Origin of the sequence: Burkholderia sp. Bp9015 (assembly GCF_003853505.1) — a bacterium.
GTDB lineage: Bacteria > Pseudomonadota > Gammaproteobacteria > Burkholderiales > Burkholderiaceae > Burkholderia.
This window is the reverse complement of record NZ_QTPZ01000007.1, coordinates 51,941-77,426: the sequence shown is the minus strand read 5'-3', so window position 1 is coordinate 77,426 and position 25,486 is coordinate 51,941. Positions and strand designations below refer to the sequence as shown.

The following is a 25,486-nucleotide window of genomic DNA, read 5'->3' as shown; positions in this document are numbered from 1 at the left end:
TGCAATCGCAGGCTTTTTTGTTTTCTGGCGCGGTATCGACAATGCCTGTTGAACACCTCGCGAGCCTTCCACATGCCACAAGCCCTCATTTCCATGAAGGGACGTCGATGCTCGGAGCCCCATCCGAGGAATGACGACCATGAAATCGCTTCTGGTGGCTTCGGCCCATGGTGGTACAGGCAGAACGACAGTGGTGTGTCAGTTCGCCCACTATCTTCGTCTTGTGTGTGGATATTGTGTGTTGGTGCTTGATCTGGCCGAGCCGGCGCGTAGTGCCATTTCGCTTACACGCGGCGCAAGCGCGCGGTTGATGAAGTACGGGGCGCTCAATGTTAGGTCTGACAGACTGCCCAATTCGACTGGATCCTGTATTGGCGTGCTTGCCGCGGACGCCATTGCGGGTATTGCGTACCGAGACGATCCGATCGGTACGCGTTGCTACGCCAACTTGCGACATCTACTGTCCCAAGTCGCGCCGTTGTTTGACGTATGTCTGATCGATAGTTCGCCGTGGCCTGATTCGCGAGCCATTTGTGCAGCGGCGCTCGTGGATGCGCTGATCAGTCCCGTTCTGTTGTCGCCTGACACGCTTGAGCAGGTGGTCGAATTCGTCAATGGCAGCAATGGCGTGCGTAGCGTCCGAGCCCGGCTCAATCCCTCCTTGTGCTTTATCGGCACCCTGCCCAACTGCGTCGAGACGAGCCTGCGGCAGGAGACTCAATTCAAGCGGCTCGAGGCATGCATGACTGCCTGGCTTGTTCCGCATGATCAGAGTCCAAGCGGCCATCTATTGCTACCTCGGCTCGACACTGTCTCGCAGGCGCAGGCGAACGGGGTCTCGATTATGGACCTCGGCTCAGCCGATTTGGCAGCCAATCGAGAATGGCAAGCTATGCGAGGGTGTTTCGATGTGCTCGCTCGGCGACTCGGCTCTGCGCATGAACCGGCATTGCAGTCGGAAATAGCCGAGGTATGCCATGCGTAATTCCGCGTTGCTTTCGGACGTGCGACAAAACGTGTGGCGTCGCGTACTGTCGCTTGCGGTCGCGCTTGGCGTGTCGATGGCGTGGGTCGACGTCGCACGAGGGGACGATTGGGGTTGTCAGGTGAGCTTGTGTCTGTCTAATCCCGATGGCCCGGAGCAGTACGCCGATTGCGTGCCGCCGATCGAAAGACTATGGGCCGCGCTGCGAGACGGCGATCCTTTTCCAACCTGTGATCTTGCTACAACTGTGACGTTGAACGGAGCGGCAGGCAACAACGCACATGCCGCCCGCTATCCTGCGACGTCAGCAGTGCATCTCCTGCAGCAGGTCGTCCGCCCAGGAGAGGGGAATTGATAATGCCGCTCGATTTCTTGTCGCTCGCGCACGACTGCGCGCCGCAGATCGCCCCGGCCACGATGGTGGCGATCGTGCGCACCGAATCGGGATTCAATCCCTATGCGATCGGCGTCGTTCACGGGCGGCTGCGTCGACAGCCATCGAATATGGCCGAAGCGGTCGCGACGGTGCGCGCGTTGGAGGCGGGCGGCTGGAATTTCAGTGTCGGGCTCACGCAGGTGAATCGAGCGAACTGGCCGACCTATGGCCTGACCGTCGAGAACGCATTCGAGCCTTGTCGCAACCTGGCAGCAGGCGCCGCCATTCTCCAGCGCTGTTTTAAAGCGGCGGTGACGACAGGAAAGTTCCACGCACGGACCGATTATCAGGCTGATCTACAGGCTTCACTACGCGCCAGCCTTTCCTGCTATGCGAGCGGCAATTTCTCGACCGGCTACCAGACAGGCTACGTCCAGCGTGTCGTGGAAAGCGCAGCGGCGCAAGCGTCCTCTGATTCGTTCGTTCCGGCAATTGCACCTATTCCGGTCGTACCGATGGATTCCGCAGCGCCGATTCGCGCTCCCCGTTCTGAACCTGAGGTTCGGAAGCTATCGCGACGGGACCGTGATGGGGTGAACGCCGCTTCGCCCGACACCCAGGAGCGACTCAAACCGAACAGTAGCGCAGTGGTGTTCTAACTCGCCATTGACGAAATAGACGGCGATATATCGAACAGGATCCGAATATGTGTTTAGGAATACGATTTAAATGGCGGGGATTGGTCGGAATGACGATGCGATTGCTGTCTGACCAAAAGACGGCGCTGACGATCATTCTATCCACTTCGTCCCTGATGTTCACGTCGCCGGCCTGCGCACAACTCTCACAGGTCAATACGCTGCTCAACACGATCCAGACGACGCTGCTGAGCGTCGGGGGCGTGATCTGTTCGATTTCGATCATCTGGGCGGGCTTTCGGATGATGTTCCAGCACGCCCGGTTCGGTGATATCGCGAACGTGTTTATCGGTGGTCTATTCGTCGGTTGCGCGACCGTCATCGCCGGCATGCTGATTCCGTCGAGCTGATCCTGGGGCGCCGAACCATGTATTCGCTCAAGGATCCCGTATTCAAAGGCTGCACGCGTCCCGCGATGCTCTGGGGTGTGCCACTGGTGCCCTTCCTGATGGTCGGCGGCGGCATGCTGATCCCGGCGATCTGGGCACTACTGGCCAGTCCTGCGCTGGGTGTCGGGATCCTCCTTTTGATGATCCCGGTGTTCGTTGCGATGCGGGTGACGACGCGCCATGACGATCAACGGCTTGCCCAGCACGCGCGACGCGTTCGCATGGCGCTGCGTCAGGGCAATCGCCGCTTCTGGGGTGTACATGCCTATGTGCCGGTACGCCTGAAGAGGAGGGCATGACATGCCGCGCAAATCGCATGTCGGATCCGTCGCGAGCCGAGAAGTGCCGCTTGCCGGCTATATCCCGTACTCGACGCATGTGACCGACCACGTCATCAAGACGCGTGAAGGCGACTACCTGCAGATCTGGAAGATAGCCGGCATTGCGTTTGAGGCGGCCGATCCCGCCGACATCCTCGCGCGACATGATGGGTTCAACCAATTTGTGCGCGGATTGGCGGGCGGCCACGTGGCGCTGTGGTCGCATCGTCTGCGCCGACGGGTGTCGGACCGATTCTCGACGCAGTACGACAACCGCTTCTGCGAGGACCTGGCGACGCGCTACTACGCGAGTTTTGCCGGCTATCGGATGATGGCCAACGAGTTGTATTTGACGGTGGTCTACCGGCCCAACCGCACCCGCCTCGGACGTGTCTTCAGCCATGCGGCACGCCGCACGCGCGACGATATTCGGCGCGATCAGCTCGACGCACTGAAGATGATGTCGGAACTCGCTGCCCAGGTCGAATCCAGCCTGAAACCCTATGATCCGGTCGCACTTGGTGTCTATCGCCGGCCGAGTCCCATCGTGGCCACTTTGCGCCGCTATTCGTCAGCGCTGGAACTGCTCGGATATCTGGTCAACGGAGTCTGGGAGCCTGAGCCCGTGCCGACCGGGACGATTCGCGAGGCGCTACCGATTTCGCGGCTCTTTGTTGGTGCCGAGAAAATCGAGATTCGCATGCCGACGGCAACGCGGTTCGCGGCGATGCTCGACCTCAAGGATTATCCGGAAGACACTGAACCGGGCATGCTCAATGGCCTGCTGTACGGCGACTTCGAATATATCGAGACACAGAGCTTCACGATTCTGGATAAACCGACGGCGAAGGAGGCGTTGGAGCGGCAGCGCAATCAGCTTATCGCCGGTGAGGACGTTGCGCTGTCTCAGGTCGACGCGATCGACCGCGCGCTCGATGATCTGATCAACGGAAATTTCGTTCTTGGCGAGTATCACTATTCGCTGGCGGTGCTCGGTGACTCGCTGAATGAAGTGTCTCGCAGTGTCGCGAAGGCACGAACGCAACTGGCCGATGCTGGGTTCCAGACAGCATTGATCGATCTCGTGGCTGACACGGCCTGGTTTGCGCAACTACCGGCCAACTGGCGCTATCGACCGCGCGAAGCGAAGCTCACGTCGCGCAATTTTTGCGGTCTGGCAAACCTGCACAACTTCGCGACCGGAAAGCGCGAAGGCAATCCGTGGGGCGAGGCAATCACGATCGTCAAGACACCGAGCGGCCAGCCGCTCTATCTGAACTTCCACGCAACACCGGATAAGCAGGACTCACTCGACGAGAAGGCACTCGCCAACTCGCAGATCATCGGCCGGGCAGGAGCCGGCAAGACGGTGCTCGAGCTGTTCTTGCTCGCGATGGCGACCAAGTACGACCTGACGGCGGTGTTGTTCGACAAGGATCGCGGCACGGAGATCGCGATCCGTGCGATGGGCGGCACCTATACCGTGTTCCGTCGCGGCGAACCCACCGAGCTGAATGCGTTCCAGATGGAACCGGATGAGCCGGTGATCGATTTCTGGGAGCGCCTCGTGCGCAAGCTCGTCGACGTCGGCGAGCCATTGTCTGCAAAGGACGAACTCGACATCTCACGTGCCGTACGAGAGGTTGCGCGTATGAACAAGTCCCTGCGCCGTCTGTCGATGGTACGGCAGCTTCTCCCGAACGTAGGCGAAAACAGCCTGCATGCGCGACTGGCCAAATGGTGTGCGGGCGGACGTCTGGGGTGGGTACTCGACAACCCGACGGACCGCATCGATCTCTCGCACGCGAAACTGTTTGGCTTCGATGACACCGAGTTGCTGGACGACCCTGAGGTGTCGACGCCGGTGACAATGTACCTGCTGCACCGGACCGAAAACCTGATCGACGGGCGACGTTTCATCTATGTGATGACCGAGTTCTGGAAGCGGCTCGGCGATCCAGTCTTCACGGATTTTGCGAAGAACAAGCAGAAGACAATCCGCAAGCAGAACGGGCTGGGGATTTTTGATACCCAGTCGCCGGCCGACGTATTGCGAAGCGAAATCGCAAGTGCGCTGATCGAGCAGAGCGCGACCTTTTTCTTCCTGCCGAATCCACGCGCCGACTACGACGATTACGTGCGTGGCTTCAAGCTGACCGAAGCCGAATTCAATATCGTGCGCAACCTGGGCGAGAGCAGCCGCTTGTTCCTCGTCAAGCAGGGCCATCGCTCCGCGATCGGCCGACTCGATCTCGCAGGGCTTGGCGATGTGCTCGATGTCCTGTCCGGCACGACCGACAACGTCGAACTGCTCGATGCGATCCGTGCCGAAGTCGGAGATATGCCGAAAGACTGGCTGCCCGTTTTTCATGACCGACTAGCGAAGCGCCGGGCGGCACAGGCGAGCTCGCGCTTGTCGCCAGCGCCCGGGCCGGGAGGTGCGCGATGAGTGGCCTCTTTACCGCCGTAGGGGGCACGCTCGAAAACGGCATTGCGACCTACGTTACGACCGTATCGTCGGCGCTTTCCGGAGCACTCGTGCCCGTCGTGACCACGGGCGTCACGATCTGGGTGCTGGCCTATGGTCTCGCGGTGGTGCGCGGCGAAGCCCACGAGGCGGTGCCGGCCTTTGCCTGGCGAGGGCTGAAAGTGTCGATCACGCTCGCGTTCGCGCTGAGCACCGGGATCTACCAGCAGCAAGTCGTCACAGCAGTCAACGGCGCGACGGCTGGGCTGGCCCAGACCATCCAGAACGCGGCGAACACGACGGGCGGGGGCAACCCGGGATGCGGGTCGGCCAACGGCAGCACCGTGACGGGACAAGGCGCCGCGACCAGCATTTACCAGACACTCGACTGCTACGACCAACAAGTCGACCTCGTGATGGACGCCTACTTCAACAAGGCGACGCATGAGGGAATCAGTCCGAGCGGTCTGGCCGCCGCGATTGGGGATTTCCTCTGCGGCCTCATTGCTGCGCTGGGCGGGTCCATCTTTCTGATCGTGCTGGCCTTCGAGGTCGTGATGGCGAGGATGCTGCTCGATCTCGTGCTCGGACTGGGCCCGATCTTCATCGCGTGCGCCGCGTTTGCGCCCACTGCGCGATTTTTCGAGGCGTGGACCGCGAAGGTTGCCAATTACGCGTTGCTACAGGTTCTGGTTGCTGCCTTCCTTGGCATGGCGCTCACGGCGTTCTCGGCCGATCTCACTTCGTTCCACGCGACGGGCGGTTCACCCGGTGACGGCTCGTCAGCCCTGATGCAAGCCGTTTCCGCCTCTCTAGACGATGCCGCCGCAGCGGCTGCCGCGATTGGGGTCTTTGCGACCGGGGTGTTTCTCGCGATGGTCGGTTGGCAGTTGCCTTCGGTTGCAGCGGGCTTGTCTGGCGGCGCCACGCTGTCGGGTTTCGGTGCGTTTGTGGCCGGCATGGCATCGCGAAGCCTCGTTACGGCGATCGGGCGGGCGTTTAGCCGTAACGGACGAGGCCCGCCCTCCGGTGGCGAAATTCGCGATCGGACGGGTTCGGGCGGGAGATTTGGGTCGGGCGGCGACGGGGCCCCAGCTTACCAGCGCGCTGCGCGCGCGAATTTGGGCCAGCAGGACAGCTGACCAGGAGGTAACGACCATGAATGGACGAAGCAAATGGATCACTGTCGCATTCGTGTGTGCGGCGCAATGCGCTGGCGCTCACGCGCAAGGGATCCCGGTTTACGACGCACAGAACGTTGTGCAGGCCATTGCCACCGTGGGCCAACTCAAGCAGCAAGTGCAGCAAGAAATGCAGATCTATCAGTCGACGATTGGTTCACGCGGTTTCGGCACGCTTCTGAGCAATCCGGTCGTCGCCAACTCGTTACCGTCGAACTGGCAGAGCGTCTATACCGCGATCCAGAACGGCGGCTATGCAGGCCTGACGGGTAGTGCGCAGGCATTGCGCTCGGCCAGTCAGGTCTACGACTGCGATGACCAAACCGGGGTGGATCAGCAGTTGTGCTGGCGCACGCTCAACAAACCCTATCAGGACAAGGCGTTCGGCCTGCAGGCATACCAGACCGAGCTGCGGGAGCTGGACCAGATCCAGAGTCTTGCGCAACAGATCAACGCGACGCAGGACCCGAAGGGCGTCGCGGAATTGCAGGCGCGTATTCAGACCGAATCCACGGCGGTCGGCAACGAGATGACCAAACTGCAGCTCTTTCGCATGCTGGCCGAGACGGAGGACAAGCTCGTAGCCGAGCAGCAAAGTGAACTGGTGCTGAGCCGAGCGGGTAAGACCAACCGGCTCCAGGACCAGATGGTGCCCGCGTCATTCGGAAACTGAGGCGACACCATGTCCATACTGAGTTCGTTGACGTTCGCCGGATGCCTTGCCTGGAGTCTTGCCGCCTGCAGCAGTGGGCCACCCAAGACCGTATTGCCGGACGGCCTGCATCGCGTGCCAGTCAATCGTGTACCGCCCGTGCCTGACGTGCCAGCGACCGTGCCGGCCGCTCCAGATCAGCCGCCGGATGCAGGGGATCACTCATGAGCTCGCACGATTATGGCCGCGTCCTCGACATTGAGGCGTCGCTGACGTACCTGCAGGAATGCTCCGAACGTCGTGCGTGGCATGTCGCTTACGCTGCAGTTGGCATTGCTGTGCTGAGCACGGTAGCACTCGCAGTGATGGTGCCGTTCTATCGAGTCGTGCCTCTACCCATCGAGGTCGATCGTCTGACGGGCGAATCCCAGGTGATCGACGTGCTCGACGCCCGTCATGTGCATACGAAGGAAATCCAGGATAAGCACTGGGTCGAGACTTATGTGCGCGCACGCGAGCGCTATAACTGGGGTCTGCTGCAGATGGACTACGACAGCGTGCTCACGATGAGCGATGACGTGGTTGCTCGCGATTTCCGTGGCATCTACAGCGGTCCCGATGCACTGGATCGGCAATTGGGTGCTGGCGTCGAGCGGCGCATCCGGATTCTCTCGGTCACGCTGCCGCCCGACGAACCTGGTCGGGCGGTTGTGCATGTCGAACGGACTTCGTTCAAGAATGGCGAAGCCCATGCCGAGCCGACGCAGCGCTTCGTGATCACGCTGGCCTATACCTACCGGCCGCCCGTGTTTACGCGTGAGAGCGTGGCGATCGTCAATCCATTCGGCTTCAAGGTCACGGCCTATAGCCGGGATGCGGAATATACGCCGTCGGCCTCGGCGGTAGGAGGCACGCCATGAGAGTGCTTCCGTTTGGCATCGCGCTGGTGAGCCTACTGTTCGTGGGGGGCGCGAGGGCGGTTGATCTGCCCGGTTGGAACGGTGACTCGCGCGTTCGCCAGGTGATCTATCGAGCCGACGAGGTGGTGCGCGTGGAGGCTCAACGCGGCTTTGCGACGCATATCGTGTTGGGTTCCAACGAACACATTCAGGTAGTCGCGCCTGGTGATCGAGACGGCTGGCAGGTGGTCGCGAGCAAGGGCGATCACGATGTGTACTTGAAACCGCAGCTTGCCGCCCACGATTCAAATCTCGAAATTCGCACCGACCGGCATAGCTACAGCTTTGATCTCGTGGTGCTTCCGCTGAAGTCGAAGTTCGGCAATGACCGCGTGATGTATCGCGTGACTTTCGTCTATCCGGACGAGTTGGCGAAGCGGGCGTCGGGGGAGTCGGATGTCGAGTTGGTTGCGAAGCGCCTGGCGCAGCCGGCGACCGTGCGTAACGCACGGTATTCGATGCAGGTGATGCCGAGCTCCGACGACATCGCGCCGACCGCGGCATGGGACGACGGACGTTTTACGTATCTGCGTATTCCGAACAACCGGCGCATGCCGGCGATTTTCCGGGTGGCCGACGACGGTACGGAAAGCGTGGTCGACAAGCACATCGACGGTGACACGATCGTCGTGCACGAGGTGGCGAAGCGATTCGTGCTGCGGCTCGCACGGGAGGTCGTTGGAATCTGGAATGACGCCTACGACATCGACGGCGTGCCGGCTCATGACGGCACGACGGTCAACGGGGTGAAGCGCATTCTGCGGAGCCATCGCGATGAATGACGATACCCCGCACAACGTGATTGAGCCAGACGAGGGCTCCGACCGTCAGTCTGAAGATGGCCAGAACGCGAGCGCATTAAATGCGTCGGCTGATCGCGGTATGCCAGCGTTGGGGCAATACCGTGGTGCACGCCCGCGCGCCTGGTGGCTGACGCCTATCGTGATCGTGCTGATCGTCGGGGTGGGCGCCGTCTGGACCGTGCACGGTTTTCTCGCGCGGCACGATGCCGAAGCGAAGGCGCGGCGCGATTCGATGGCAGGTACGTCTTCCCAGGGGCGCATGTTCAACGATCTGCCCGCGTCGTCGGCCGGTAGTGCCGCTTCGGCAACGGTACCAGCAAGCGCGATTGCCGTACGCCCCGCATCGAATTCAGGCGTGGTCACGCCTGCTCGCATCGCACACGCTGCGACACCTCACAGCTACTACGATGCGCCACTGCTTGCAACGGGCGGTGGACAGGAAACCACAGGTGCGGGGCCAGGCGTGCCGGGGTTGGGTGGTGCACCTTTCCCGCTTGCCGCCGGCGTAAACGGCGGTGCAGGCGCGTCAGCTCAAGGTTCGGGGCAGATCGGGGGCGGGTTCGCCCAAGCGCTGATGCCGACCGTGACACCGCGTGTTCAGGCCGGGACGCTCGGCAATCGGAGCCTGGTGCTTGCGCAGGGCGCCAAGATCGACTGCGCGGGGGATACGGCGTTTGATTCGACCGAGGCCGGTTTGTCGACCTGCACGGTGACCAAGAACGTGTATTCCGACGATGGCAACGTCGTGCTGATTGAACGGGGTTCGCAGATCAACAGTCAATATCGCTCGAACATGTCTCCGGGGCAGAAGCGGGTATTCGTGCTGTCGGCCCGTATTAAGACACCCAACGGTGTCACGGTCGAGATCGATTCCCCGGCAGCCGACGCACTCGGCCGCATGGGCGTCGACGGCTACGTGGACAACCACTGGAGTCAGCGCATTGGCGCAGCAATGCTGCTTGGCGTTACCCAGGACGCGATCGGCTATCTATCGACTCGCGGTGGCAACACCAACGGATCGGTGGTGTTCCAGAGCACACAACAGCAGGGCAACGACATGGCCACGCGCGTTCTCGACAGCACGATCGGTATCCCACCGACTCTCACCCAAAACCAAGGCGGGGAGTTCACGATCGTGATTGCGCGTGATCTGGACTTCGGATCGGTTTATGCCCTGCAGCCGGAGGGCACGCGATGATGATTCATTCGCCCCTGCTAGATGGATCGCGCGATGTGGTGCTGGCTCGGTTGCCCGACGACGCATCCGTGCGCGAACTGATGCGACCGTTCGCGCCGCTGCTCGACGATCCCGATGTGACTGAACTGGTGATCAATCGGCCGCAGCGCGTGTTGACCGAGAACTCGCTTGGCTGGCACGGCCACGACTACGCCGATCTCGATTTCGACCGGTTGATGTCATTCGCGGTGTCGGTCGCTACCCTGACCAACCAGGAAGTGTCGTCGCAGCATCCGATTCTGTCGGCACTGTTGCCGGACGACGCACGTCTCCAGATCGTGGTTCCGCCTGTCGTGCAGGCGCGGACGGTGTCGGTCACGATCCGCCGTCCGTCCCCAGACGAAAAGACGCTCGATACGTGTCGGGACGAGGGATTGTTCGACGCTACGGTATGGCGTAGGCCGGACGGACTCGATTCAGCTTTGGCGGACTTGCCCGTCGAAGACCGCAATCTCGTCCGGTGCCTGGAAGAGCATGACTGGTGCACCTTCTTCGAGCGCGCTGTCTCGGGCAAACGCAACATCGCAGTGGTCGGCAATACAGGGTCCGGCAAGACCAGTTTCATGAAGACCCTGTGCCGCTCGATTCCTGCGACTGAGCGGGTCGTGACGATCGAGGACGTTCGTGAGCTATTCATCCGGCACATTGAGAACTGCGTACATCTTCTATACAGCAAGGGCGGGCATGGCCACGCGCAGGTGACGCCTGCGGACCTGATTGCATGCGCGATGCGCATGCGTCCGGATCGCGTGCTGTTGGCAGAACTGCGTGGTGCCGAAGCCTACGACTTTCTGAAACTGCTGACGACGGGGCACGCAGGGTCGATCACGAGCTTTCACGCACCCAACGTAACCGTCGCGATCGAGCGATTCGCGCTGATGGCAAAGGAACATCCGGAGGCCGCTGCCTGGGACGATGCTGCACTCAAGAGGTTGCTGTTCCTGACAGTCGATGTCGTCGCGCACATGGAATCACGCCCGGTGTTCGACGCAGAGGGTAACCAGACCGGCAGGCGCTGGGGCATGACCGAAGTGTGGTTCGATCCGGGGTGCAAGGCGCGCACCGCGTTTGTATAGGGGGCGACCATGGACCATCCGTCTTCTCCTTTGTGCCAGCACATTCGGACAGCTGGAGTGACGTTGGTCGCGCTAGCTTGCTTGATGGCTGGACTGGCAGCGTCACTCTGGCTTGCGTCGTTCCTCCTCTATGCCAGCCTGCGCATTAATCCGCTGCACGCGGGACTGTGGGGTTGGCTCGATGCGGTGCTGATGTGGCGAGACGGGATGATGCCGAACGTCGGACGCAAACTGGTGGGGGCGGCGCTGTTTGGCGTATTCGTGTCTTTGGGTGGTCCGGTATTTGGCGTCCATGCGCTATGGGTGAGCTCACGTCGACGTCATCTCTATGGCAGTGCGCGTTTTGCGAACGAGGCTGAAATTCGGCGGGCGGGGTTGCTATGACGACGCAAGCCCACCTCAATACGTCGCCTGTGATTGTCGTGGGGGTATGGCGCGGCCGCTATCTGCGGTTTGCCGGTCAGCAGTTCGTGTTACTTGCTGCACCTGCCCGCTCCGGCAAGGGTGTCGGCGTCGTGATCCCGAATCTTCTCACCTTTCCAGATTCGGTGGTGGTGCTCGACATCAAGCAGGAAAACTATGCGGCCACAGCCGGTTTCCGTCGTGCGAATGGGCAGGATGTGTTTCTGTTCAATCCGTTTGCTGAAGATGGCCGGACACACCGCTACAACCCCCTCTCGGCAATCTCCGATGGCTTGTTCCGCGTGGGCGACATTCTCGCGATCGGCTATGCACTTTATCCACCAGGCGGCCACGACGATTTCTGGAAAGATCAGGCGCGAAATCTGTTCCTCGGCATTGTGCTTCTGCTGTGCGAATGGCGCGATGCGTACCGGGCCGGCAAGGATGCGTCGACTCCCGATGTTCCCGTCACGATGGGAGAAGTGCTGCGGCAGTCGTCGGGCAATGGCATGCCGGTCAAACCCTATTTGCAGCGCGCGCTGGTCCGGCATCGTGGTTTGCTCTCGGGACCGTGCGTGGATGCACTGAATCGCTTCCTGTCCAATGACGACAAGGTGCTGGCGAGCGTGTTGGCGACCTTCAATGCGCCGCTGACGATCTGGGCCAATCCGATTGTCGACGCAGCAACGAGCGCGAACGATTTTGATGTGCGTGATCTGCGGCGTCGACGTATTTCCATCTATATCGGTGTCACGCCCGATCATCTGTCGGAAGCGGCCTTGATCGTGAACCTGCTTTTTTCGCAAATTATCAACTTGAACACGAAGCAGCTGCCCGAAGCTGATCCTACGCTCAGGTTCCAATGCCTGCTTTTGTTCGATGAGATGACGGCAATCGGAAAGATCCACATTCTTCCGCGCGCTATTGCCTATATGCCGGGCTTCAACCTGCGCGTGCTGTCGATCGTGCAATCGATCGCGCAATTCGAATCTGTTTACGGGCGATCCGATGCCCGTACCATCATCACGAACCACGCGATGCAGATCCTCTATGCGCCGCGCGAGCAGAAGGACGCGAACGAATACTCGGAAATGCTCGGTACGTTCACCGACCAGTCGCGCAGTGTGAGCCGCCCCAATGCATTCTTTGGCGGCCGAGGTGGCTCAAGCGAAAGCGTATCCGAACAGCGCCGGCCGTTGCTGTTGCCGCAGGAGTTGAAGGAACTGGAGCGAGATAAGGAAATCATCTTGCTCGAAAACACCAAGCCGATTTTGGCCGACAAGATTTGCTATTGGCGCGATCCCGAGTTCGCCTCCCGCGTCGTGCCCGCGCCGTCCGTGCCCGTCCTGAACATGGCGCATTTCTCTGCAGTGGTCGAGCGCCGATTGCGCGATCTGCATCCTGATGAGCTCGACCCGGAGGGTGCGGGGCTCATCCATCTGCCGCACGAGTACCTGGAAGTCTTGCAGGCGTGGGATCCGCGTGATCTACCGCCGAATCTGGCCGACATCAGCGAGGAGGAGGCTGTGGCCTACGTGGACCGGCATTTCATGCTGCTGGGCGTGCCGGTCAGTAAGGTTGAGCAGGCGAGACGTTACCTGAGCGTGAATGATCTTGATGTGGCTGAGCTCGATTTTGTTGAACCGGCGCGCCAGGGCGCCATGGACGGTCCGCCAGTCGTCGGAGCCCGGCAATGACAGCGCCCTATGTGCGTGATTCGGACCGTGCACGTGCAGCGCTTGCCGTGATTCCGGCCGACGACTACGAGACCTGGGTCGATATGGCGTTCGCGCTCAAGCAGGGCTTCGGTGACGAAGGCTTTGAAATCTGGGACGCGTGGAGCCGGACGGCAGCCAACTACGACGAGCGTGCCGCCCGGACCACATGGCGGTCGGCCAGTGCATCGGGTGGTAAGACGCTCGCGACGCTCTTCTGGCAGGCACGTCAGTACGGCTTCGATCTGAAGCGGGCGAATTATCCGGATCGCATGACCGCCGTACTGGCGGCGTCACCCGAGGTGTTGGCTCAGCGCGCACGGGAGGAGGCGCAACTGCAAGCACGTCACGCAGCTGTTGCCCACGAGGCCGAAGCGATCTGGCAGTGGGCGAGACCAGTCGGCCCGGAGCATCCCTATCTTGTACGTAAGCACCTTGAGCCTGCATACACGCTGCGTGAGCTCGATGCACTTGAACTGCGTGCGCTGCTTGGCTACCTGCCGGTCAGCGAGGAACTACCGCTGAATGGACGTGTTTTGGTCGTGCCGGTCTGGAATGGATCGATCTCGACGCTCGAACTGATCGACGAACACGGTCGCAAATCGTCCCTAGCTGGCGGCGCGAAGAGGGGAGGCTATTGGACGACGGAGCCGATATGGGTTCCGGCCAGCGCACCCTCGCGGGTTCTGATCGCGGAAGGCATGGCGACGGCATTGGCGGCTTCAAGAGCCACAGGCTGGTTTGCGACGGCGGCGCTGTCCAGTGGGAACCTGGGGCTGGTGGCGCAGAGCTTGCGTGAACAGTATCCCGCCGCGGAGCTGATCCTGCTAGGTGAACTGGGTAGTGGCGAGGCGCAGGCTCGGCGTGCGGCGCAAGACGCGAGGGCACATCTGGTTTGGCCACGATTCGCCGCAGATGCACGCATCCACGACATGGTACCGAACGACTTCAGTGACATGGTGGTACTGAGCGGATTTGAAGCGGTCGGCGAATACTTGCGCGCAGTGGTCCGTTCCGTTGTAAGGGCAGATGGTCAATCGGAAATCTCCACCGAATCCGGTGTGACTATGGTTGAGGTGAATGAGCATGAGGAGGGCAGGAAAATGAGCAACGTCAAGGAAAAGCTGTTGGCAGAAGATGACGGCACGTCGCGTCGCCGGCCTGCAAAGCGCGGTGCCCCGAAGCAGGCCACACCGGAGGTGTCGGCAACGGATAGTGCATCCGGTTCGGCATCACCCGCGGTGGACTCTCCGCCCGTTCTGCCGGTTGCGTTGCCATCGGCTGCCGATCCACCTCGATTCGCGTCAACGAGTCCGTCAATTGGCGAGCCGTTGTTTGGCGCGGGTGACGTGCCAAACGAGGTCAAGGCGCTAGCGGAACATCGGTTTGGCTCACCGCTCAAGATGGGGACGCCGCGCGAAAACGGTGGCCCCTATCGGGGGGAGGTGTTCAATACGGAACACTATCTGATCCAGCAGGTCGCGACACGCAGTGTCGTGTTCCACCGCAAGGATCAGATGACGTTTGTATCCGACCGTCTGAAATGGATGGATGAAAACGCCCGGCTGAACGGATCCGAGTTGCAAGTGGGTTATGACGGCTGCCAGGCGAAGGTCTATCCGTGGGACCGGGCGCGCGATCTGCTGGAACGTATGGTCGGTTCGCTGAAGAAATCGGCACGCGAGTTGAATTACAGCCCCAATCTGGAGGCGATGCTCGATCAGTTGCAGGCGAGATCTTGGACACGCATCCGCGAAGCGCGTGCGGCCGCACTCGAGAAGTCGCGAGAACAGGAAGCGTCTCGCGAAGCCGGTTCAATGCCCGACCGATAAGGCATACCAGCATCGCGCCGACATTCAACGCCGATCTCTAGCATGCGAGGTGCCACATGGCTCTGAGAAATTCCGCGGACGAAACCGATCCGGTTATCAACGTGATTGAACAGGATTTGCCGGCCATAGGTGGCGGACCGGCTGCGTCGGATGAACGTCGGGACAGGCTGGAATCGGCTGCAATTGCTGCCGTTTCGGTTCGGCGCGGACGTGAGTTCGATGCCGCCCGGGCGAGATTGCGGGAGCAGGCGATCCGTGACGATGCGGCCACGCTGCAGAAGGCCGAGACTCGCTCGCCGAGCAGGACGCCTGCGGACATGGATTTGACGAATGTGCCGCTCGACCAACCGCCAGAACGCGTGCGCAAGCGTTACCTGCGCGCGGGGAACCAGTATTTCCTGAAGGATGCGCCGTATCAACTCGCGTTCGAAGATTTAGGGCCATATCTCGTCACCGAGCATAACCGGCCGGACGTGGTCGAGTCGATGATTGACATGGTGCACGCGAAATCGTGGCGGCGCATTCGTGTGTCGGGCCACGAAATGTTTCGTAGCGAGGCCTGGTTGCAGGGCACGTTGCTCTGCATTGAAGTGAGCGGCTACGAGCCGAAAGCCGCAGATCTGGCGCGGCTGACAGATGCGCGGCAGGCGAGGTTGGACAATCGCATCGAGGTGGTCGCGCAAGTCGGGCCGCCAGCTGCTGCGAGTGCGCCGACTCTCGCAGATAGTCAGGCCATGGTTTCAAGCCCATCCCGGGTTGACCCAGGCGAGAATCGTAACGGAGATTCTTCAGCCCCTGCGGTCCGAGCATCGGTGTCGGAACCGCCTATTCCTGAAGGCAGCCGTAGTGCTGCAAACGACGAAGCCGATATCCCTCGACGATACGTCGGGGAACTGCTCGAGCATGGCGATGCCCCGTATCAGCACAATCCAGCGCGCAGCGAATCGTACTACGTGGTATTTCGCGATGTGGCGGGCGTCGATCAGGTCGTATGGGGTGTGGATCTCGAGCGGGCGGTGCGTGAAGCGAATGCCAAGATCGGGCAGCAGGTGACACTCGAAAATCTCGGCAAACGCCTCGTCACCGTGCGAATGCCGGTCCTGAACGACGAAGGAAGTGTGATCGGTGAAGAAGAGAAGGTCGTGCATCGCAATACCTGGCAGGTAGAGATCATACAGCGCGGCCATGACGTTGCAGCCTCAAACAAGCCGGACTATCCGCAGGATGACGAAGCACGATCTGTAGATTCACTCGGTGCTCCAGTCGGTGAGACAGAACTGCACGGCAGTCACGATGCGCGCCATTTGGGCGGCGAACGGGCATTGCATGTGGCCGTGCTGACTGCCGCCATGCGAGAACAGGGTTTCAGCGAGCGCTCCGTTACCCGAGTGCGGCAGCACGCTGAACGCATGCTGGCGGCGTTCCAGCGCGAAGGCACTCCGCTCCCGGTGCCGAAGGTGTTCGATCCGAGCGCGCCATCGGGCCGGAATCGTCGCAAGCATCAGGCTCCCGAACGCACGCCAGCCCGCGAACTCGAGCCCACGCCGGCCGAGCCGTCGCGATCATCACCTTCTCGCTGAGGTGAATCGTGGTCGTGCGCGAGCGTTTGTGCGTCGAACTCGGGGCAGTCAGGTTGCGCTGGGACGACTGGTGCGCTCGCCGAGGTTTGACGGCGGGCGAGGGCGTGCGCCAGTTGGTCGCAATCGCGATTTGCGCCGATGCGAACGGCGAGTCCGGCACAACCATGTGGCGCTTGCCTCGACCGATCGTTGGGGAGCCGCGCCATCGCGTCGAAATCCGACTGACCAGTGCGGAGCTGGATGCAGTCGAGCGGCGCGCCGCAGCAATGGGCCTACGCAGTAATCGCTGGATCGTATCGCTGGTTCGGGCGCAATTGAGCCGGGAACCGCAGTTGGGTGAGCCCGAGTTGAATGCACTGTTCGTATCAAACCAGCGACTTGCTGAGATCAGCCGTTTGTTGGGCAAACTTGCACGTGCCGACGAAATCGAGCCAGTGCGTCGAGATTCGATGTTCGAGTGGGCGGAATTGCGAAAGTGTGTTGACGAACACCTGCGTACGACGGCCGCGATCATGCGTGCGAACCTTGATCGATGGAGCCGCTGACATGCCATACCCGAAAATCTACATCGACGCGATGCTCGTGAACTGGGGCGATCGCCTGTTTCATGATCCGCTACGACATGCGCAAGCGTCGCGGCTCTCACATGTGGGTATTCGCAACGCTGCTGCTCGCATGCGCGCGCAGGTTGTCCGCACGCTCAGGCGTACCCCGGAAGTCATGGTCAAGATTACCAACAAGACGGCGGGTGCGCAGGGCATGGGAGCCGTACGTCGACATCTGCGCTATATCTCTCGTAACGGCAGGATCGAACTGGAAGATCAGAACGGTGACCGGATTGAAGGCAAGGATGCGGTGAGCGATCTAGCGAAGACCTGGCAACTCGGCGGGTGGGGCATCCCCGAGACCAGCACGCGTCGCGAGACTTTCAACATCCTGCTGTCGATGCCACCAGGAACGGATCGGAAAGCGGTGTGCGATGCGGCGCGAGATTTCGCGGCACTTGAGTTCGGTGATGGTAGGGCATATGTTTTCGCCGCGCACAACGACGAAGCACATCCGCATGTGCATCTGAGCGTGCAGGTACGTGGACCGGATGGTCGTCGTCTGAATCCACGTCACAAGGATCTTCAGCGATGGCGTGAGCGTTTTGCGGAGAAACTGCGTGAGCTTGGTGTCGAGGCGAATGCGACGCAGCGGCGTGTGCGTGGCGTGACGCAGCGCTACCCGAAGCAGCCCGTCATCCATATGGTCGCGCGTGGCGAAACGCTGAGGTACTGGAAATCAATGCCGACCGATGCGCAGCGGGATGCAGAATGGGTCGCGCAAGGTGGCGTATTTGCCGCCTGGCGAGCAATGGCCTACGCAATGGCGAGGTCGGGGGCGCGCGAGGATCGCGCGATGGCCGTTGAAATGGCGTACTTCGTCGGGTCCATGCCGGTGCAACGAAATCGACCAATGGTAGGGCGTGAGCCGGATGATAGAGGCGAGAAGCCCGATCGTCAGGTGCCAGATACCGTAGAGCGTTCAGACGGCGCCAGGCCGGATGTGGAACGCTGATGACCAGAGTGCATGATGGCTATAGCTATCATGCCGCGAATCGGCAGCAATCGTATTAGTGAGCCAAATCCCAGGTGTGTGGAAAGTTAGTGCCCGTTTGGGTACGCGGCGCCTTTTACTCGCAAATGCGACGCGGTCTTCTACGCTGGACCCCGGATGATCCGTCGGACCCGGCTTGATGGTAATCTCGAACAGTGCCGCGGATATTGCTCCGTGTGTCTCGACTTGAGACTGCAGTTTCACGCCGCTGGGTTCATTCCCGATCGGAAAACCACGCTGGTCCGGCCTTGAACGTCACGAAGAGCAGAAACAGGAGCGTGATCGCGAGAAGCGGGATGCCGTAGACTGCGACCGGAAAAAACAGCACAAGTTGCAGGATCGACCCGGGAACACCATATATGGATGCCGTGTTCCTGACGTTTTCGTAGATCAACCGGATGATTGTAGCAAGTCCCATTGCCATGAGGGCGAGACCGGCCCACGTCGATTCGTGATGCAGTAGTGCGGTTCCCCATCCGACGTATCCCCACCATGTGAGATTGATGCCGACTGCGGCAAGCCAAAATCCACGTGCCGTGAAGAGGCTGTAACCGTACTGGTGTCGCGAGTGACGACTAAAAAGCTGAATGCTCTTTGCAATCGCGATGACTGTACCAAAGATGATTGCAAGTTTAAGAAATTCCACGGAACACTCCTCCAGACTGTCGCCCCGATCAGGACGCCTCCTTTGCCGACATGAATGACACAACCGGGAAATGTGATGTGTCGACTGCCCTTCCTTCCAATATAGACGGCTAGGCCACGAACGAACAATCTCGACTTCGAAAATTTCAGTGGATCGTTGTTTCGTGAATCTCTGCGTGCTGAGGAACTCAGGTTCTCGCTAAGAGCGAAGACGTGGATGAATGGGGGACAACAGGAAATACTTGGCGGCGCGCGCTGTAGGAGTTGATCTAGAAAACACCTGGGACATTGGATCGGACTTGATGTTTCGAGCAGCATCGCAATGGCGCCAAAAACCGGCGGTAGCCTATCCTGCAGTTCCGTTTCTTTTATCCTTTTATTTCGCCGTTTGCAAATTGCGACGCGCGATGCAGTGCGGCCATGCAGAAAGATGGAGTCATGGTTGAAAAAAGTTGTATTCGTAGTGCGTAGGAAGGGAACGCGTCTCGCGCAACAAGACGATCCGCATGTAATCAAAAAAGACAGCGGACGGCACGGGTTGCGTCATGTCAATGAATCGGCTACGTGACGTCGGAAAACCACGTGTTATGAGCGAGAAGAGTGATCGTGTCACTTGCAGACGACGCAACAAGATCGACGGACCGAACACGTAACTTAGTCGGTCGGACTGCGAACTCAACGAGCAAGAATCGGCACGAAGACGCAGAAAATTGCATCTGTCGAATACACTGGCTCGATCCTCGATCCTCGATCCTCGATCCTCGATCCTCGATCCTCGATCCTCGATCCTCGATCCTCGCTGACGTGATCGGATACAGCTGGCTCCCGCCGTCGATTGCTACTTGGTGCGTGGATCGATCGCTGGATCGCGTTGCTTCTACGCGACGAAAAAAAATATTAGATGCCGTGCAATTCCGGCCCGTTCCCATGCGATCCAATGCGCAAAGATCGGCTTGTTTTCTGGCGTTGACGGCCATCGGTCTCATCAGCAAGATGGCATCAAGGCAGTGTGTCGAGGCGGATCATGCCGGTCATAAAGCACTTTACCCAAGCGCAATGGGACGCGGTCGCTCGCCGTCTCGACTCGCTGCCACCGAAGCCTGCGAACGAGCATCACGTCACGGTGCGTGACGCGGTAAGCGCGATGCGGCCGCATATCAACGGCGCGCAACAGAAAGGCTACACGTTCGAAGAAATCGTTCGGCAGCTGGCTGAAGAGGGCGTCGACATCAGCGCCAGCACATTGCGCTACGCGATGCGACGCGTTACGAAAGATCATAAGGCCGGGTGTGCGGAAAGGGCCATCCCGGCGGGCCAACCTACTGCATCACCGCGAATCAGGAAACCGCAGAACACGAAATCACCGAGCGTTGACCACGTAGAGAATCGCGATCGCCAGGATAACGGCCGAGCGACGACCAAACCGGGGGCCATGGTGATTCAGGACGCTTTCTCATTCGCGATCGCGCCGGACACCGAGAACCTGTAGAGGACAAGTATGGCGACGACTTACCCGATCTATCTGGTGGGTGGCAGCAAGGGCGGTGTGGGCAAGAGCTTTGTTTCGCTCGCGCTGGCCGACTACTTGCAGCGCAGCGATCTCCCCGTCGCGCTGGTGGAAACCGATACGTCCAATCCCGACGTGATGAAAGCGATTCAGGACGAGGCACCTTGCATTGCCTATAGCCTGGACGAAGCCGAGGGCTGGATCGGTCTGGTCAACTTTTGCGATGAACGCCGGGATGCGGCGATCGTCGTCAACACGGCGGCGCGCAGTCAAACGGGTGTCGCGCGGTTTGGCGCGACACTGGCCAGTACGCTCGGCGAATTGCGGCGCGAACTCGTCGTACTGTGGGTGATCAATCGGCAGCGCGACAGTCTGGAGCTACTGCGTGCGTTCAGTCCGACGTTTCCCGATGCAACGATCCACGTCGTGCGAAATGGCCATTTCGGTACGCCGGACAAGTTCACGCTGTATCAGGCGTCACAGCTCCGTAAAACGATCGAAACACGAGGATGCACCCTCGACTTCCCGGATCTGGCGGATCGCGTCGCGGATGAACTACGGAGTCAGCGGATGTCGATTCGCACCGCGTCGGAAGCGATGCACATCGGTGAACGGGCGGAGCTGCTGCGCTGGCGAGCGTTATGCGACACGATGTTCTCGACGATGATGGACAACGCTGGAACGGGCGATGAGCCGTAAACGGCCAGTCGAGCCACTGATCCGCCTGTTCCAGGAGGTCTCCGGCGAGGTGCCCGACGAGGCGAGTTTGGCCCGCATGCGTCGGGTGTCTGGCGTCCTGAACCTCCAGGACAACGACGCGCTCTGGTCTATCATCGCGGTGCTTGAATACTACGCGCGCCTGTACGAGGCGATGCCGGAGCGTATTCGATGGGCGAGCGAGGGTAGTCTCGAAGCGGCGCGGCGGGAAGTCGGCGGCGCGAACGATGAGTTGATGCAGCAGCACCGCGACGCGCTGGAGCGGTGCAAGGCAACAATCACGTTGGCCGAAAAGCTGATACAGGAACATGAAGCCCGGTACCGGGACGCGCTGGCAAACCTCAATGAGGCGGCACTGACGACGCTCAGCACAAGATTGACCGCTCAAGTCGCACATTCGGCGGGTAATCGGCTGATTGGTGCAGTGGCAGTTTCAGGGCGCGAGCAGCGGGAACGGCTGGACGAGGTGGTCGACAGATTCGCGCGGGCGGTGGACGTGGCGGCGGCGCGGATCGATGCAATGTCCACGGCGATGGAGCGGCGCATTGAGCGTGCCATGCGCTGTCTATGGCTGGCGGGCGGAGTCGTCCTCTGTTTGATCGTGCTGGTGGCAGACGGTTGGATGGACGGATGGTGGGGGCACCACCCGTCGGGCTTGGTAGGGCGAGCGGTGCACGGCAGGCCAGTAGACGGCAGGCCGTGAACCATCTTGCCGTCTACTGTGTCGCGTCCGTGGATAAGGATCGGTCGTTACGCGACGTCCGGGTCAGTTGGTGCAGCGGCTACCGACTCGGTAGTCGGGAACGGCCACGGCGGCGGTTCTGTGGTTCCGGCGGACGGCTCGGCATCGTGCGACGTATGGTTGATGCGGTTGCCGTCATTCCCGCGGTCCTCATCGGCTTCATCAGGCTCAACCCCTTCGTCATCGGTGTCATCCTCGTCGTCGTGGATGGCCCATGAGGGCGATGCCGGAACTTCGCGATCGGTAAGGATTTCCGGCAGCCACGCGACCTTGGCGAGGCGAAGTTCCGCTGCGGCAGCAGCATCACCCTTTTTCATCTTGTCGAGATTGGCCGCTACCTTGGGCGAGACTGCGCCGGATACAACTTCCGCGATGCGCGCCTTGCTGACATGGTCGAAGTACGCGGTGCGCGTGGGCGTCCAGTACCGGGTCATGTCGAGACGCAGTGCATCGGCCAGCGCGTTGATTGCATGCGGCGCTTCCGATGGCGCGATCCCGTCGAGCAGGGTACCGGTACAGAATGCGAGTAGGTCGAGCAGCGTTGTATGCGCATCCTGCCCAAGCAACCACGGCAGCAGATCGGTTCGGTTCGTCGGCAACTCGCCAATCCAGCGCGTTCGCTGCGTCTCGATGGTATTCCACGCCGGGCTGTCCGGTAGGTCGTCCGCCGCCCGCAGAAGACTATCGCGATTGTGGTTTCCAGAGAGCGTCAGATAGCGCGGTGCGCAGATGTGACCGTAGTGCTCGGGCAGCGCTTGCGGAATCAGGTGTTGCAACAGGGCCGCGAGTGCCACGGTGGGCTGTGTGACTAGTTCGGCATGGATGGCGGCGGTGCGATGCGCGGTGAGCCGCTGGCACAGCATCGCACTATGAACGGGTTTGACCTTGGCCGGAGCGTCTACCGTATCCGGGCCATCGAGTTCGGCGGTGGCGGTCACAGTCGCACCTGCCGCATCGAGCGCGGCGCTGTTATCGCGGCGCACGAGGCCGCGCTCGATGACGAGTTCGCCCTGAGCGCCGACGATCACGAACGCACCCGCTTCCGCCATCTGCGGTGTGCCCCATTCGATGGCACGGCTCTCGATCGCGCGGATCGCGGCTTCTGCTTGCTCGATTTGATCGTCGAGGCGTTCTGCTTCGTCATCGGCATCGTCGTCCTCTTGTAGCGCGTCGAGCTTGTCGGCCAGTTCGTCGCGCTCCGTGGTGAGCGTATCGAGTTCGCGCTGCTCATCGTCGGTATAGGGACGCCGACTCGGACGCAGTCGGCCGTAACGGTTCAGTTCAAGCATGTCGCGCTCGATGCGCGTTTCGACCCAGCCCCAGCCTTCGGCGTGCACAGTGTCTGCGGCTGTATCGAGTTTCTGCGCGGCGAGGCGCTGCAGCAGATCGGCATCGGCGATGTACCCCGCGTGCTCGTCGTTGCTGAAAAGGTCACGCCGCACATAGCCGCCCGCTGCCTCGTAGGCGGCGAGGCCAACGAAGCGCACGAGGCGATTGCGGCTCGCATCGATCTCGGCGTGCGTGATCGCCTGCCGGAGATAGTGCGGCTGACGCTGCCACTCGTTGGCGTCGAACCACAGGCGTTCCTGCGCGTCGTGATCGTCCGCCAGCGCAAGCGCGGCAAGCTGGTCGAGCGTGATGGCATCTTCGCGCAGCAGTGCCAGCAGCTTGGGCGACACATTGGCGAGCTTCATGCGCCGTTTGACGGTGAGAGGCGAGGCGGAAAAAAGAGCCGCAATGTAGTCGATGCTACGGCCTTCCTCAGCCAGCATCCGATAGGCACGCAGCACGTCGAACGGATCGAGTCCTTCGCGTTCGCTGTTCTCGATCAGCGAAATGGCGAGCGCTTCACCTTCGCTGACGATGCGCACCGGGACCGGATAGTCGGCGGCGATGTGTTTCTGCTCGAACAATAGATCGAGCGCGGCTTCGCGTCGCCGGCCGGCGCAGACGCCGTACTTTCGGTGCTTCCCGCGTGCCCCCTTGATCTCATGGACCACGAGGTTTTGCAGCAACCCTTTGGCGCGGACGTTCGCCGCGAGTCCGGCGATGCCAGATGGCGGTTTGGTCCGCACGTTCAGCGGCGAGCGTTGCAGGCAGGAATACGGTACGGTCACGATCGGTTGCTCGTTGCCGAAGTTCGTTTCGAGCATTGCGGCAGGTTCCGTAGCGCTAACGATGACGGTGGAGGTCTCAACAGATTGGGCTTGCATGATCGACTCCTGAGAGTAGGAAAGAAGATGCCGGGCCAGTAAGGTACGGATGCGTCAGGACGTGACCCGACAGGCGTCATGGCGCAAAGCCGGACAGCAGGGCGACGCAAGCGCGCCGCCCGGAAGCCGTCACACCTTCAACTGGCGCATGGCATCCGCGAGCATCCACAGTGCGCGGTTGAGCTTCACGTTCTGGTCGATGCCGGTGATGGGGCGTGTAGATATCGCGCGGCCCGAGCGGGACCGGCCGTGCAGGCCACCCTTGGTCAGGTTCTCCTGTACACGGTTAAAGACGGTCCAGAGGTCGTCGCGGCGGTCCTCGAAACGGCGTGGGGCCAATAACTGGCTTTCGCTGATGGGAGCCGGGGCGTCGACCTCGGTCGGGTCATAGCGCAGCACGAGCGCGGAGCGGGCGAACGCATGCTGTTCATCACGATCGAGTGTCACCGCACGCATGCCTTCCTTCTGCTCGCGGATCAGATCGAAACCGTCGAGCACGTCGAACGCGCCGTTGATCACGTGCTGCACCACGTTGCCTTTGTGCGGCACGCGGATATCGGCGATGTTCTCGCCGGCGACCATGCCGTTCTGGCACACGAACCGGAATGTGCCGGCCAGCATCTGGTAACTGCTGGTGCCATCGTGCGAGTTCAACAGTACGATCTCGTCGGCTTCGTCGCCGGTGATCTGGTCGGCATGGCGCAGCCGGAGCATGTGCTTGGTGAATTCGCGCTTGCTGGAATCACGCACGCGGGTCTGACAGATCATGAACGGCTGGAAGCCTTCGTTGCGCAGGCCACGCAGCACGTCGATGGTGGGAATGTAGGTGTAGCGCTCGGAGCGGCTTTCGTGTTTGCCGTCGGCGAAAATGGACGGTGCGACGCGGCGAATTTGATCGTCCGATAGCGGCGAATCCGCGCGCAGCATCGGGGCGCTGTAGTGGAATGAGGAAGCGAGTTGCATGACGTTCTCCAGTCAAGGTTCGGGACCTGAACCGGGCGAGAAGGCGTGCTTTGCCATCGCGGCTGGACACCTCCCGGTGGAACTCGGGGTTGGCTTTGCTGCCGCCTGGCTCCCGGATTCCCGCCCGTGCGACTGAACGAGCCGATAGCGGGCAGGCGTCAAGGAAAAAGGCGAGGGAGGGGTGCGGGCAACACGGTCCCGCGCCCCTTGATGCCTGCCCGCTATCGGCTACGGTCGCGGGTCAAGGGCGGGAAGCCGGGAGACGGGTGCATGCCATGCCGCGAGTTGACCGAGTCCTGAGGAGAGGCGTGCGCGGGATATCGCTCAAAGAACGTTCAGCGGAAACTGCCGATCCGCACGCAGCGCTAACTTTGACTATGCGTGCTCGATTTGCCGGGTGTGGCTTAATGCGGTAGGGTGCAAGCTCG

The 25,486-nt window shown here is 61.0% G+C and carries 23 protein-coding genes; 20 read left to right on the top strand and 3 right to left on the bottom strand.

Annotated features, from left to right (window positions below):
- Window positions 1-139 precede the first annotated feature (139 nt).
- The 17 genes from DIE12_RS10125 to DIE12_RS10035 all read left to right on the top strand — a co-directional run bounded on the left by DIE12_RS10125 (window position 140) and on the right by DIE12_RS10035 (window position 18,232).
- A complete protein-coding gene (locus tag DIE12_RS10125; RefSeq protein WP_185641232.1) occupies window positions 140-985 on the top strand; it encodes a ParA family protein in 846 nt (281 codons plus the stop codon).
- 357 nt (window positions 986-1,342) lie between these two features.
- Window positions 1,343-2,020, top strand: a complete 678-nt coding sequence (locus DIE12_RS10115) for a lytic transglycosylase domain-containing protein (protein ID WP_124551166.1) — start codon at window positions 1,343-1,345, stop codon at window positions 2,018-2,020.
- 95 nt (window positions 2,021-2,115) lie between these two features.
- Window positions 2,116-2,409, top strand: a complete 294-nt coding sequence (locus DIE12_RS10110) for a TrbC/VirB2 family protein (protein ID WP_260429010.1) — start codon at window positions 2,116-2,118, stop codon at window positions 2,407-2,409.
- Window positions 2,410-2,426: 17 nt separating this feature from the next.
- Window positions 2,427-2,747 (top strand): type IV secretion system protein VirB3, encoded by a 321-nt coding sequence (locus DIE12_RS10105; protein ID WP_124551164.1) that lies wholly within the window; start codon window positions 2,427-2,429, stop codon window positions 2,745-2,747.
- A gap of 1 nt (window position 2,748) precedes the next feature.
- Window positions 2,749-5,217, top strand: coding sequence for a VirB4 family type IV secretion/conjugal transfer ATPase (locus DIE12_RS10100; protein WP_124551163.1), 2,469 nt, complete (start codon window positions 2,749-2,751; stop codon window positions 5,215-5,217).
- Complete coding sequence (locus DIE12_RS10095) at window positions 5,214-6,377, top strand: type IV secretion system protein (RefSeq protein ID WP_124551162.1); 1,164 nt, start codon at window positions 5,214-5,216, stop codon at window positions 6,375-6,377. Before DIE12_RS10100 ends, DIE12_RS10095 begins: the two co-directional genes overlap by 4 nt.
- A 16-nt stretch (window positions 6,378-6,393) precedes the next feature.
- Window positions 6,394-7,089, top strand: a complete 696-nt coding sequence (gene virB5, locus DIE12_RS10090; protein WP_124551161.1) for a P-type DNA transfer protein VirB5 — start codon at window positions 6,394-6,396, stop codon at window positions 7,087-7,089.
- 203 nt (window positions 7,090-7,292) lie between these two features.
- Entirely contained in the window at window positions 7,293-7,988 is a 696-nt protein-coding gene (locus DIE12_RS10080; protein ID WP_124551159.1) for a virB8 family protein, read from the top strand.
- Window positions 7,985-8,809 carry a TrbG/VirB9 family P-type conjugative transfer protein gene (locus DIE12_RS10075; protein WP_124551158.1) on the top strand — a complete coding sequence of 275 codons (825 nt, stop codon included), beginning with the start codon at window positions 7,985-7,987 and terminating at the stop codon, window positions 8,807-8,809. Before DIE12_RS10080 ends, DIE12_RS10075 begins: the two co-directional genes overlap by 4 nt.
- On the top strand, window positions 8,802-10,028 hold the full coding sequence (gene virB10, locus DIE12_RS10070; RefSeq protein WP_124551157.1) for a type IV secretion system protein VirB10: 1,227 nt from the start codon (window positions 8,802-8,804) through the stop codon (window positions 10,026-10,028). The genes DIE12_RS10075 and virB10 overlap by 8 nt, the downstream gene beginning before the upstream one ends.
- A complete protein-coding gene (gene virB11, locus DIE12_RS10065; protein ID WP_124551156.1) occupies window positions 10,025-11,143 on the top strand; it encodes a P-type DNA transfer ATPase VirB11 in 1,119 nt (372 codons plus the stop codon). The genes virB10 and virB11 overlap by 4 nt, the downstream gene beginning before the upstream one ends.
- Window positions 11,144-11,152: 9 nt before the next feature.
- Entirely contained in the window at window positions 11,153-11,527 is a 375-nt protein-coding gene (locus tag DIE12_RS10060) for a hypothetical protein (protein WP_124551155.1), read from the top strand.
- Complete coding sequence (locus DIE12_RS10055; protein WP_124551154.1) at window positions 11,524-13,242, top strand: type IV secretory system conjugative DNA transfer family protein; 1,719 nt, start codon at window positions 11,524-11,526, stop codon at window positions 13,240-13,242. The genes DIE12_RS10060 and DIE12_RS10055 overlap by 4 nt, the downstream gene beginning before the upstream one ends.
- On the top strand, window positions 13,239-15,092 hold the full coding sequence (locus DIE12_RS10050; RefSeq protein WP_124551153.1) for a PriCT-2 domain-containing protein: 1,854 nt from the start codon (window positions 13,239-13,241) through the stop codon (window positions 15,090-15,092). Before DIE12_RS10055 ends, DIE12_RS10050 begins: the two co-directional genes overlap by 4 nt.
- 56 nt (window positions 15,093-15,148) lie before the next feature.
- Complete coding sequence (locus tag DIE12_RS10045; RefSeq protein WP_124551152.1) at window positions 15,149-16,672, top strand: LPD7 domain-containing protein; 1,524 nt, start codon at window positions 15,149-15,151, stop codon at window positions 16,670-16,672.
- 8 nt (window positions 16,673-16,680) lie between these two features.
- On the top strand, window positions 16,681-17,217 hold the full coding sequence (locus DIE12_RS10040) for a plasmid stabilization protein (RefSeq protein WP_124551151.1): 537 nt from the start codon (window positions 16,681-16,683) through the stop codon (window positions 17,215-17,217).
- 1 nt (window position 17,218) lies between these two features.
- A complete protein-coding gene (locus DIE12_RS10035; protein ID WP_124551150.1) occupies window positions 17,219-18,232 on the top strand; it encodes a relaxase/mobilization nuclease domain-containing protein in 1,014 nt (337 codons plus the stop codon).
- 253 nt (window positions 18,233-18,485) lie between these two features.
- On the opposite strand, the gene DIE12_RS10030 is transcribed toward DIE12_RS10035, so the two are convergent.
- Window positions 18,486-18,917, bottom strand: coding sequence for a hypothetical protein (locus DIE12_RS10030; RefSeq protein WP_124551149.1), 432 nt, complete (start codon window positions 18,915-18,917; stop codon window positions 18,486-18,488).
- A 1,023-nt stretch (window positions 18,918-19,940) separates the two neighbouring features.
- On the opposite strand from DIE12_RS10030, the gene DIE12_RS10020 reads away from it, so the two are divergent.
- Genes DIE12_RS10020 through DIE12_RS10010 form a run of 3 tightly spaced genes read left to right on the top strand, consistent with a single transcriptional unit; the run spans window position 19,941 to window position 21,843 of the window.
- Window positions 19,941-20,405 (top strand): hypothetical protein, encoded by a 465-nt coding sequence (locus tag DIE12_RS10020; protein WP_124551148.1) that lies wholly within the window; start codon window positions 19,941-19,943, stop codon window positions 20,403-20,405.
- A gap of 9 nt (window positions 20,406-20,414) precedes the next feature.
- Entirely contained in the window at window positions 20,415-21,122 is a 708-nt protein-coding gene (locus DIE12_RS10015) for a P-loop NTPase (protein ID WP_124551147.1), read from the top strand.
- Window positions 21,112-21,843, top strand: a complete 732-nt coding sequence (locus DIE12_RS10010) for a hypothetical protein (RefSeq protein WP_185641231.1) — start codon at window positions 21,112-21,114, stop codon at window positions 21,841-21,843. The genes DIE12_RS10015 and DIE12_RS10010 overlap by 11 nt, the downstream gene beginning before the upstream one ends.
- 47 nt (window positions 21,844-21,890) lie before the next feature.
- On the opposite strand, the gene DIE12_RS10005 is transcribed toward DIE12_RS10010, so the two are convergent.
- Together DIE12_RS10005 and DIE12_RS10000 are read right to left on the bottom strand one after the other, a co-directional pair.
- Window positions 21,891-24,095: a ParB/Srx family N-terminal domain-containing protein gene (locus DIE12_RS10005; protein WP_124551146.1), complete on the bottom strand. Its 2,205-nt coding sequence runs from the start codon at window positions 24,093-24,095 to the stop codon at window positions 21,891-21,893.
- A gap of 129 nt (window positions 24,096-24,224) precedes the next feature.
- Window positions 24,225-25,058, bottom strand: coding sequence for a DUF932 domain-containing protein (locus DIE12_RS10000; protein ID WP_124551145.1), 834 nt, complete (start codon window positions 25,056-25,058; stop codon window positions 24,225-24,227).
- Window positions 25,059-25,486 lie beyond the last annotated feature (428 nt).

Bases quoted from the DNA above. Each gene is read 5' to 3' on its own strand.
- DIE12_RS10005 (WP_124551146.1), bottom strand. From the start codon at position 24,095: ATGCAAGCCCAATCTGTTGAGACCTCCACCGTCATCGTTAGCGCTACG.
- DIE12_RS10110 (WP_260429010.1), top strand. From the start codon at position 2,116: ATGCGATTGCTGTCTGACCAAAAGACGGCGCTGACGATCATTCTATCC.
- DIE12_RS10045 (WP_124551152.1), top strand. From the start codon at position 15,149: ATGGCTCTGAGAAATTCCGCGGACGAAACCGATCCGGTTATCAACGTG.
- DIE12_RS10080 (WP_124551159.1), top strand. From the start codon at position 7,293: ATGAGCTCGCACGATTATGGCCGCGTCCTCGACATTGAGGCGTCGCTG.
- DIE12_RS10100 (WP_124551163.1), top strand. From the start codon at position 2,749: ATGCCGCGCAAATCGCATGTCGGATCCGTCGCGAGCCGAGAAGTGCCG.
- DIE12_RS10105 (WP_124551164.1), top strand. From the start codon at position 2,427: ATGTATTCGCTCAAGGATCCCGTATTCAAAGGCTGCACGCGTCCCGCG.
- DIE12_RS10015 (WP_124551147.1), top strand. From the start codon at position 20,415: ATGGCGACGACTTACCCGATCTATCTGGTGGGTGGCAGCAAGGGCGGT.
- virB11 (WP_124551156.1), top strand. From the start codon at position 10,025: ATGATGATTCATTCGCCCCTGCTAGATGGATCGCGCGATGTGGTGCTG.
- DIE12_RS10060 (WP_124551155.1), top strand. From the start codon at position 11,153: ATGGACCATCCGTCTTCTCCTTTGTGCCAGCACATTCGGACAGCTGGA.
- DIE12_RS10115 (WP_124551166.1), top strand. From the start codon at position 1,343: ATGCCGCTCGATTTCTTGTCGCTCGCGCACGACTGCGCGCCGCAGATC.
- DIE12_RS10125 (WP_185641232.1), top strand. From the start codon at position 140: ATGAAATCGCTTCTGGTGGCTTCGGCCCATGGTGGTACAGGCAGAACG.
- DIE12_RS10095 (WP_124551162.1), top strand. From the start codon at position 5,214: ATGAGTGGCCTCTTTACCGCCGTAGGGGGCACGCTCGAAAACGGCATT.
- DIE12_RS10010 (WP_185641231.1), top strand. From the start codon at position 21,112: ATGAGCCGTAAACGGCCAGTCGAGCCACTGATCCGCCTGTTCCAGGAG.
- DIE12_RS10075 (WP_124551158.1), top strand. From the start codon at position 7,985: ATGAGAGTGCTTCCGTTTGGCATCGCGCTGGTGAGCCTACTGTTCGTG.
- DIE12_RS10000 (WP_124551145.1), bottom strand. From the start codon at position 25,058: ATGCAACTCGCTTCCTCATTCCACTACAGCGCCCCGATGCTGCGCGCG.
- virB5 (WP_124551161.1), top strand. From the start codon at position 6,394: ATGAATGGACGAAGCAAATGGATCACTGTCGCATTCGTGTGTGCGGCG.
- virB10 (WP_124551157.1), top strand. From the start codon at position 8,802: ATGAATGACGATACCCCGCACAACGTGATTGAGCCAGACGAGGGCTCC.
- DIE12_RS10055 (WP_124551154.1), top strand. From the start codon at position 11,524: ATGACGACGCAAGCCCACCTCAATACGTCGCCTGTGATTGTCGTGGGG.
- DIE12_RS10035 (WP_124551150.1), top strand. From the start codon at position 17,219: ATGCCATACCCGAAAATCTACATCGACGCGATGCTCGTGAACTGGGGC.
- DIE12_RS10050 (WP_124551153.1), top strand. From the start codon at position 13,239: ATGACAGCGCCCTATGTGCGTGATTCGGACCGTGCACGTGCAGCGCTT.
- DIE12_RS10020 (WP_124551148.1), top strand. From the start codon at position 19,941: ATGCCGGTCATAAAGCACTTTACCCAAGCGCAATGGGACGCGGTCGCT.